The 8,511-nt window shown below is 63.6% G+C and carries 6 protein-coding genes; 1 reads left to right on the plus strand and 5 read right to left on the minus strand.

Annotation, left to right across the window (positions count from 1 at the left end):
- Nucleotides 1-341: 341 nt before the first annotated feature.
- From RMP10_RS08505 to argF, 5 genes are all read right to left on the minus strand, one after another.
- Nucleotides 342-1,211: a hypothetical protein gene (locus RMP10_RS08505; RefSeq protein WP_310569911.1), complete on the minus strand. Its 870-nt coding sequence runs from the start codon at nt 1,209-1,211 to the stop codon at nt 342-344.
- A gap of 160 nt (nt 1,212-1,371) precedes the next feature.
- Nucleotides 1,372-3,048, minus strand: a complete 1,677-nt coding sequence (locus tag RMP10_RS08510) for a sigma-54 dependent transcriptional regulator (RefSeq protein ID WP_310569912.1) — start codon at nt 3,046-3,048, stop codon at nt 1,372-1,374.
- Complete coding sequence (gene gcvT, locus RMP10_RS08515) at nt 3,045-4,157, minus strand: glycine cleavage system aminomethyltransferase GcvT (RefSeq protein ID WP_310569913.1); 1,113 nt, start codon at nt 4,155-4,157, stop codon at nt 3,045-3,047. Before gcvT ends, RMP10_RS08510 begins: the two co-directional genes overlap by 4 nt.
- A gap of 109 nt (nt 4,158-4,266) precedes the next feature.
- Nucleotides 4,267-4,725: a peroxiredoxin gene (locus tag RMP10_RS08520; RefSeq protein WP_309670625.1), complete on the minus strand. Its 459-nt coding sequence runs from the start codon at nt 4,723-4,725 to the stop codon at nt 4,267-4,269.
- A gap of 17 nt (nt 4,726-4,742) precedes the next feature.
- On the minus strand, nt 4,743-5,669 hold the full coding sequence (gene argF / locus RMP10_RS08525) for an ornithine carbamoyltransferase (RefSeq protein WP_310569914.1): 927 nt from the start codon (nt 5,667-5,669) through the stop codon (nt 4,743-4,745).
- Nucleotides 5,670-5,852: 183 nt separating this feature from the next.
- On the opposite strand from argF, the gene RMP10_RS08530 reads away from it, so the two are divergent.
- Nucleotides 5,853-8,285, plus strand: a complete 2,433-nt coding sequence (locus RMP10_RS08530) for a hypothetical protein (protein WP_310569915.1) — start codon at nt 5,853-5,855, stop codon at nt 8,283-8,285.
- The last annotated feature ends 226 nt before the right edge of the window (nt 8,286-8,511 follow it).

Consider the following 8,511-nt stretch of genomic DNA (forward strand, 5'->3'; position numbering starts at 1 on the left):
CATACGTATGCGATGACTCGTGTCTTCATCGGAAAATAAGCGCCCCCGTCAGCGCGACTACTTTAGTTCCAAACCTTGGCGTCTGCCAAAACGAACGACCACATAGCGTTCACGAGCTGGGCCACGAATTCCATCTTTGCGTCACCTCCCATCGGGGTAGTCACGTGTGTCCCGCTCGGGACTCCACATGCTTGACGAGGTTGGCTCCGCTCCTACTGCTTGGCCTGCCCGCTCAGCTCCGCTCTTGACGGTTGACGGGGACGTTTTTTTGTGTCGTCTCGTTCAGACGATGGGGGGTAGTCGTAAAAAGAAGCGCCAACCTTCCGCGCTTCACGAATTTGCTATCGATCGATGTGCATCCAGCGGTTCGTCGCATCCAGCACCGCGAGCACCGCGCTCGTTTCGGCACTTTCACGCACTTCACAACTTCCGGTCAGTACCACTGGCTCGCGTCCGACGCGCGCCGCCACACTGACGAAAATGAACTCACGGTCAAAGGCGTCGATCAGCTTCGAACCTTCCAGCGCCAACGAGCGTTCTCCGCCCGGCGTCGCTTTCGTGGCCGACACAATCGCCAACAACGTCGAGCGAGCTGCCAGGTCGATCCGCGATCGCTCGCTTTCCTGACCTTCCGACTCGCCCACAAACTCCTGGCCGTCTCGGCTCAGCGTCACGCGGCACAGCACGCCGCGTGAACGCGAGCGACGAACTTCCACATCCTCAAAGACCAACAGACGACGACCAGAGGGCGCAGCGTCGCCCAATGGCGATATGGCCGTCGCAGCACGCGGAGGTCCCCCTAACTGACCACCGGGGGACGCAGACGCAACGGATGCAGTCGCTGGAACCGGGGGAGCGGGCGCCACGGGCGCCGCCGCACCGCCCGCCATCGCGCTCAGACCGGCCGGCGCCGCCGCCGATGGCGGCAGATCGGCCGCCCGGGGGGCGTCCAACGTCGTCGCAATCGAGATCTTTCGGTGATTCACCCGAAGACCGAGCTGCGCCATGAGCGCGCTCTCGATGTTGCGAACCGTATTCTTCGGCAGGACCAAGTCGGTGGTCAGCACGTGGATCTCATCCACGGCGCCTGTCTCGTTCGGGACGATGCGAACCGACAACACCCCGGGAAGGGTGGCGATCAGCTCTTCGGCCCGACGAATAGGCAGCACACTCCCGGCGATCATACCGGAGGGGGTCTGAGGGGACGTCATGCCGAAATTGACTGGTATAGACAGGATTGTCTCCGCGGCTGATGCATACCAAACACCTGTGTTCGGTTCTCTGCGGAGCTAATATGTGACCCGAGTCGCGTTCCAGCAAGACTCAGAATTTCACAAGGCGTTGTCCGGCATGGACGTATCGACCTAAACCTCAAGTCTCGTCGAGGGGGGCATCCCCGTCGTCTCCGTGATCTGGGTCCTCGCCGTCATACTCGCGGAGCTTCCGGTACAGCGTTCGCTCCCCGATCCCCAGCAGATCTGCCGCCTTCCGGCGGTTACCGGCGGTATCTCGCAGCGCCCCCTGAATCGCCAGCCGCTCGATCTCCGCCATCGTCATTCCGGGCCCGAGTGTGATCACCGTGGCCTGCGGTCCCTGCTCTCGAGGTTCGATGCCACGCATCAGCCCAAACCCCGGCATCGACACCACCTCTCCCGAGACCTCTCCCGCTCCCACGGACGGCGCACGAACGTCACCAACCCAGCCTGGTGAGGGCGCACGCGTTTCTACGTCCATCCGACGACGCAACTCTTCAACTTGTAACTTGAGTTCGACCAGCGATCGCACGATGAACTCCAGCTCGCGCCCCTGCGCCCGCTCGCCCTCCCGCACCATGGGGCCCACGTGCACCGGCAGTCGCCGCCGGCCACCACCCTCGCGGATCGCGCGGGGGATGTCATCCGGGCCAATCTCCCGTCCGTGCGCGAGCACGACCATGCTCTCCACGAGATTGCGCAACTCACGTACGTTCCCCGGCCAGTCGTACTCGACCAACAGTGTCAACGCCTCGGCCGAGATCCCGTGGAACTCGCGATCGTGTAGGGCGGCGAACTCAGTGACGAAGCGCCGAACCAGCAGCGGGATATCGTCGCGACGCTCGCGCAACGGCGGCAGATAAATGCCGAGTACGTTGAGGCGATAGAACAAGTCGGCGCGGAAGCCGCCGTCATCGACATGCTCACGCAACGGACGATTCGTTGCCGCGACCACCCGCACGTCGATCGGGATCGGATGACCGCTGCCCACTCGGGTCACCTCTCGCTCCTCGAGCACGCGCAACAGCTTCACCTGCGTGCTCGACGGTATCTCACCGATCTCGTCCAAAAACAGCGTACCGGTGTCCGCCAACTCGAAGCGCCCAAGGCGACGTTCGGCCGCGCCGGTAAACGCACCCTTCTCATGACCGAAGAGTTCACTCTCGAGCAACGTTTCGGTCAACGCGCCCACATTCACCGCGATGAACGGCTTCCCTCGGCGCGGACTGAGACGATGAATCGCGCGCGCCACAAGTTCCTTGCCGGTACCGCTTTCGCCCTCGATCAGCACGGTACTGGTCACCGGCGCAATCTGCTCGACCTTCACGAGCACCTCGCGAATGGCCGCAGACTCACCGACGAGTCCGGTGAGCTCGGCCAGGCGCTGACGCTCCAGCCGACGCTTAATACTGTCCACGACATCCTCGATCCGCACCGGCTTCGGCCACGTCTCGGCATACCCGATCTCACGCAACCGCTCGACCATCTGCGGGTCTGAGACGTCGGTGAAGCCAAGCACGGCGACGTTCTCCCACAGCAGACGTCGCACAAGCGACACGTTCGCGGCGTCGAGCAAAGCGCCGGTAAGCACGACGATATCGGGACGCGCGCGACGCAAATCGCCGCGTACATCATCCATCGGCGACATCGTAACGGTCGTCAATCCCGCCGCCTCGAGCGCGGCGTTCAATCGCACCGCCGGCTCGACATCGGTCATGAGGATCGCCACGACGCTGGCGGCGCCGTCATCCACGCCGCCACGCCGCATGGCTGCGGGGCGCGGACGTGCGCTCACGCCTTCCCTGCCCGCTTGTAGAACGGCAGCTTCACCACACGGGCCGGCAACTTCCGTCCACGGATATCGATCTCGAAGGTGGTGCCTTCCACTGCCGCGGCGGCCGGCAGATAGCAGGTGCCGATCGGAACGCCGAGCGTGGGGCTCATACAACCGCTGCACACCTCTCCAATGGCAACGCCGCCGTACACGACACCGTGACCGTGTCGCGGGATCGCCCGTTCATCGATCGTGAAGCCGACCAGCTTGCGGTCGGTGCCTTCCTGGTGCTGACGGACCAGCACGTCCTTGCCCAGGAACGGCTCGCGCTTGGCAAGCTTCAGCAGCCAATTCAGGCCCGCTTCGATGGGCGTGGTGCGATCATCGAGTTCGTTACCGTACAGGCACATCCCGGCCTCGAGGCGCAACGAATCGCGGCAGCCGAGGCCCGCTGGTGTCACCGTACCGGCCGCCATCACGGCGCTCCACACCGCCACCGCCTGCGAGGCGTCGAAGTACAACTCGAACCCGAGTTCGCCCGTGTATCCGGTGCGTGAAATGATACACGGCACCCCAGCCACGTGGCCCTCGGTAAACCAGTAGTACTTGATGCCATCCAGCGGCACATCAGACAGCGACGCCACGATCGTCGGCGCCTGCGGTCCCTGCACGGCGAGCAGCGCGATGCCGTCAGAGACATCCGACATCGTACAGTCGAAGCCGGCCATGTTCGCGTGCAGATGCGCGAGGTCCTTGTCTCGATTGCTCGCATTGATCACAAGCATCAAGTGATCGGCGAAGCGATACACAAGTAAGTCATCGACAATCGTGCCGTCAGCGCGCAACAACGTGGAGTACTGGATCTGCCCGACCGCAAGCGCCTCGACGTCGTTGCTGGTCACGGACGACACGAAGCGGATCGCATCGTGACCGCGCACGATCACCTCGCCCATGTGCGACACATCGAACATGCCGCAGGCCGTGCGCACCGCGTTGTGCTCGGCGGTGATGCCGGCGGGGTACTGCACCGGCATTTCATAGCCGGCGAAGGGGACGATCTTCGCGCCGAGCGCGACGTGAACGTCGTGGAGCGGCGTACGCTTGAGCGTGCCGGGAGCGATAGCTGTCATGTCTCGAAAAGAAGCAGGGCGCGACCGGAGCGGCCGCGCCCTATAACATGACCGATTTGGCAGGAACCTGCCAGCGACTTGCCACGCTGGCAGTGATTCTCAGCGGAACTCAGGCGATCGCCGCCATGACCTCGGCCGCGTGCCCCTCCGGCTTCACCTTGCTGAACACCTTGGCGATCTGCCCCTGCGGATCGATGAGGAACGTGGTACGCTCGACGCCCATGTACTTCTTGCCATACATGGACTTCTCCTTCCAAACGTCGTACGCCTGCAGGACGCGCTTCTCCTCGTCGGCCAAGAGGGTGTACGGCAGTTCGAACTTCGCCTTGAACTTGACGTGCGACTTCACGGAGTCGGGGCTGATGCCGAGAATGACCGCTTTCGACGCGTCGAATCGCGGGAGCGCGTCGCGGAACTCGCACGCCTCGATGGTACAGCCAGAGGTGTCGTCTTTCGGATAGGCAAACAGGACAACCCACTGACCACGGAGCGAGGACAGCGTGAGCGTGTCACCGGCGTCGGTGGGCAGTGTGAAGTCGGGAGCGGGAATTCCTTCGGCGATTGGCATGTGGTGTGAATTTCGGGTTAGAGCGCTTCGTTCCCCATCAGCGCGGCCATGATCGCCTTCTGAATGTGCAGGCGATTCTCAGCCTCATCCCAGACGACGCTTTGTGGGCCATCGAGGACCTCGGCCGTTACTTCCTCGCCGCGGTGTGCCGGGAGACAATGCAGAAATATTGCGTGCGGTGCCGCCAGCGCCATGAGCGGCGCGTCCACTTGATAGAGGGCAAACGCCATCGCCCGCTTGGCCTGCTCCTCCTCCTGCCCCATCGAGGCCCACACGTCGGTGGTCACGACGTCGGCACCCGCCACCGCTTCGCGCGGATCGCGCATCAGCTGCACCATCCCTGAGGCGACACCGGCACGCAGGAAGGTGTCATCGGGATCGTACCCTTCAGGACAGGCGAGCCTCAGCGTAAATCCCAGATGCGCCGCCGCCTGGATCCAGGAGTTGGCCATGTTGTTGCCGTCACCGATCCACGCCACCGTTTTGCCGCGCACGTCGCCCAGCTGCTGCTGGACCGTAAGCACATCCGCCAGGATCTGACAGGGATGCGACAGATCGGTGAGGCCGTTGATGATGGGCACCTTGGCGTACTCGGCCAGCGTTTCCACATCGGCATGGGCGAAGGTCCGAATCATGATGCCGTGCACGTAGCGGTCAAGTACCCGCGCGGTGTCGGCGATGGGCTCTCCGCGACCCAACTGGACATCGCGAGGCGACAGGAAGTGCGCGGTGCCGCCCAACTGGGTCACCCCAACTTCGAACGACACGCGCGTGCGCGTGGAGGACTTCATAAAAATCATGGCCAACGCCTTCCCCACCAACGGCTTACGATCGTATGCGCCAGTGCGCATCTGTTCGGCCAGGTGGAGCAAGGCAAACGTCTCCGCGGGGGAGAAGTCGGCGATGTTCAGAAAGTCGCGATGCGGCGGATGATTATGCGGCATCCGTGCAAAGTTATGGAACGGACACGGTGGGACCAAGCCTTCGGTGACTCACAAGAATTTCCTTGACAGGTTGCCCTAATTGCGACATTCTTTGTTCGGTTACTGGACAAACTTTTCGGCGTGCCCTCTCCCTCCCGGGCCGCCTGCCAGCGCCTCCGCTATTTCCTCCCGGAGTGAATCGCCATGCATCTGCCCTCGTCCGCGTCCCGCCTGATTGGCCTTGCCGGTCTGATGTTGACCGCAGCCTGTAGCCGCGACACGAGCATGCTCGAGCCAGCCCCGTTCCCGTCCGGCGGCACCATTTTCGGCGACGCGTTCGGCGCCGGTGTCGACTTTCAGGGATTCAGCGGCTCGAAGACCGACGCCCTGTCGTCGGATGCGACCATGAAGCGCGAGGGAACGGCGTCGCTGAAAGTGATCGTGCCGTCACCGGGCGATCCGACGGGCGGGTACGCCGGCGGCGCGTTCGTGGCGCAGGTGCCGCGCAACTTGAGCAGCTACAACGCCGTCACGTTCTGGGCGAAGGCCAGCATCAACGCCAAGCTCGATGTGGTAGGCCTTGGCAACGACAACACCGGCACGTCGACGCTCACCGCACAGCGGACGGCGATCGATCTGACAACGACCTGGACGAAATACACCCTTCCCATTCCGCTCGCCTCGAAGCTGACGTCGGAGCGCGGCATGTTTTACTTCGCCGAGGGACCGGAGAACGGCGTCGGCTACACGTTGTGGTTCGATGAGATCAAGTTCGAAACGGTCGATCTCGGCACGCCGCGCCCGAGCATCCCGACACAATCGATCACGTCGGAAGTTGGCGCGACGGTGGCCCTGACGGGCACCAAGGTGGCGCACACGATTGGCGGCGCAGAGCAGATCACGGAAGCGTCGGCCGGCTACTTCACCTTCGCCTCGTCGAATGCGGCGGTGGCGACCGTCAGCGCGACGGGCACGATCACCACCGTGGGCGTTGGCACAAGCACGATCACGGCCAAGCTCGGCGAGACGTCGGCGACCGGAGCGATCACGCTGCGCACGCAGACGGCACCGAGTGCCGCTGCCCCAACGCCAACACGTGCAGCCGCCGACGTGATTTCGCTCTTCAGCAATGCGTATACGAACGTGCCGGTGGATACGTGGTCGGCGTCGTTTGACCAGGCCGATGTGGCCGACGTGCAGATCGGCGGTAACGCGACCAAGCGCTACACCAATCTCGTATTCGCGGCGGCCGAGTTCATCGGCACGAAGGTGAATGCCTCGACCATGACGCACCTTCATCTCGACGTCTACGTGTACGACGCCGCGTCGTTCCGCGTCAAGCTGGTGGACTTCGGTCCGAACAATGTGTTCGGTGGCGGTGACGACGCCGAGCACGAAGTAGCCATCACCCCCGGCAGCACGCCGCCGTTGGTGGCGAACGCATGGAACAGCATCGACATCCCCCTGTCGTCGTTCACCGGGCTCACCCGGCGCGCCAACCTCGCGCAGCTGATTTTGCTGGGATCGAGCGCGACCGTGTATCTGGATAACGTGTACTTCTACCGGACGGCGGCCCCGCCGACGCCGAACGCGCCGACGGTGGCTGCACCGACGCCGACGCGCGCCTCGGCGGATGTTGTCTCGCTGTTCAGCAACGCCTACACAAACCGCACGGTGGGCACGTGGTCGGCCGATTGGGACGTAGCCGACGTCGCGGACATCAAGGTCGCCACCGACGACGTGAAGCGATACACGAACCTGTCGTTCGCCGGTATCGAGTTCACGACGCCACAGGTGGATGCGACGGCGATGACAACGATGCACATGGACCTGTGGACGCCGGACGCCACGGCACTGCCCGCACTGCTCAAGATCAAGCTGGTGGACTTCGGAGCCAACGGCGCGTTTGCCGGCGGTGACGACGTGGAGCACGAAATCTCGATCACTCGCACCACTACGCCGAGTTTCACGACGGGCGCGTGGGTGTCGCTCGATATTCCGTTCTCCGCGTTCACGGGGCTCACCACGCGGAAGAATCTCGCGCAGATGATTCTGTCGGGCACGCTGACCACGCTGTACATCGACAACGTGTACTTCTATCGCTCGAGCGGCGCGCCCACGGTGCCGACGACGGCCGCACCGACGCCGACATACACGGCGGCGAACGCCATCGCCCTGTTCTCCAACGCGTACACCAGCAACGGTGCGGATACGTGGTCGGCCGACTGGGATCAGGCGGACGTGGCGGACATCAAGATCGGCAACGACGACGTGAAGCGGTACAGCAACGTCGTGTTCGCCGGCATCGAGTTCATCTCGAAGCAGATCAACGCGACGACGATGACGCATTTCTCGATGGACATCTGGACGCCGGACGCGACAGCCGCACCGGCAGTCTTCAAGGTGAAGCTGGTGAATTTCGGGGCGAACGGCGCGTTCGGCGGCGGTGACGACTCCGAGCACGAAGTCACGCTCACGGCCTCCACCACGCCAGCGCTTGCGACGGGCAGTTGGGTCAGGCTGGACATCCCGTTTACGGCGTTCCCGGGTCTCGCGGCGCGTGGCAACCTGGCGCAGCTGATCTTCTCGGGCGACCTGAAAACCGTGTACGTGGACAACGTGCTGGTGCACAAGTAGCGCTATCTTCGGGGCTGAGAAGGCCGCGCCCTACGGAGAGATCGATGACTGACACCATCCGCTGCGAGGTCGGCGCCCCAGGCGCCGACCCGTCCCGCCCCCGCCCGCACGCCACCACGATCCAGCGATTGATCTGGGACGAGGAGCATATTTAACGCGCCGACATAGCGCGGCGCGTGGAGGTGTCGCGCGCCACCCTCTCGGAGAACATCGACGCGCGGGTGCC

The organism is Gemmatimonas sp., from assembly GCF_031426495.1.
Classification (GTDB): domain Bacteria; phylum Gemmatimonadota; class Gemmatimonadetes; order Gemmatimonadales; family Gemmatimonadaceae; genus Gemmatimonas.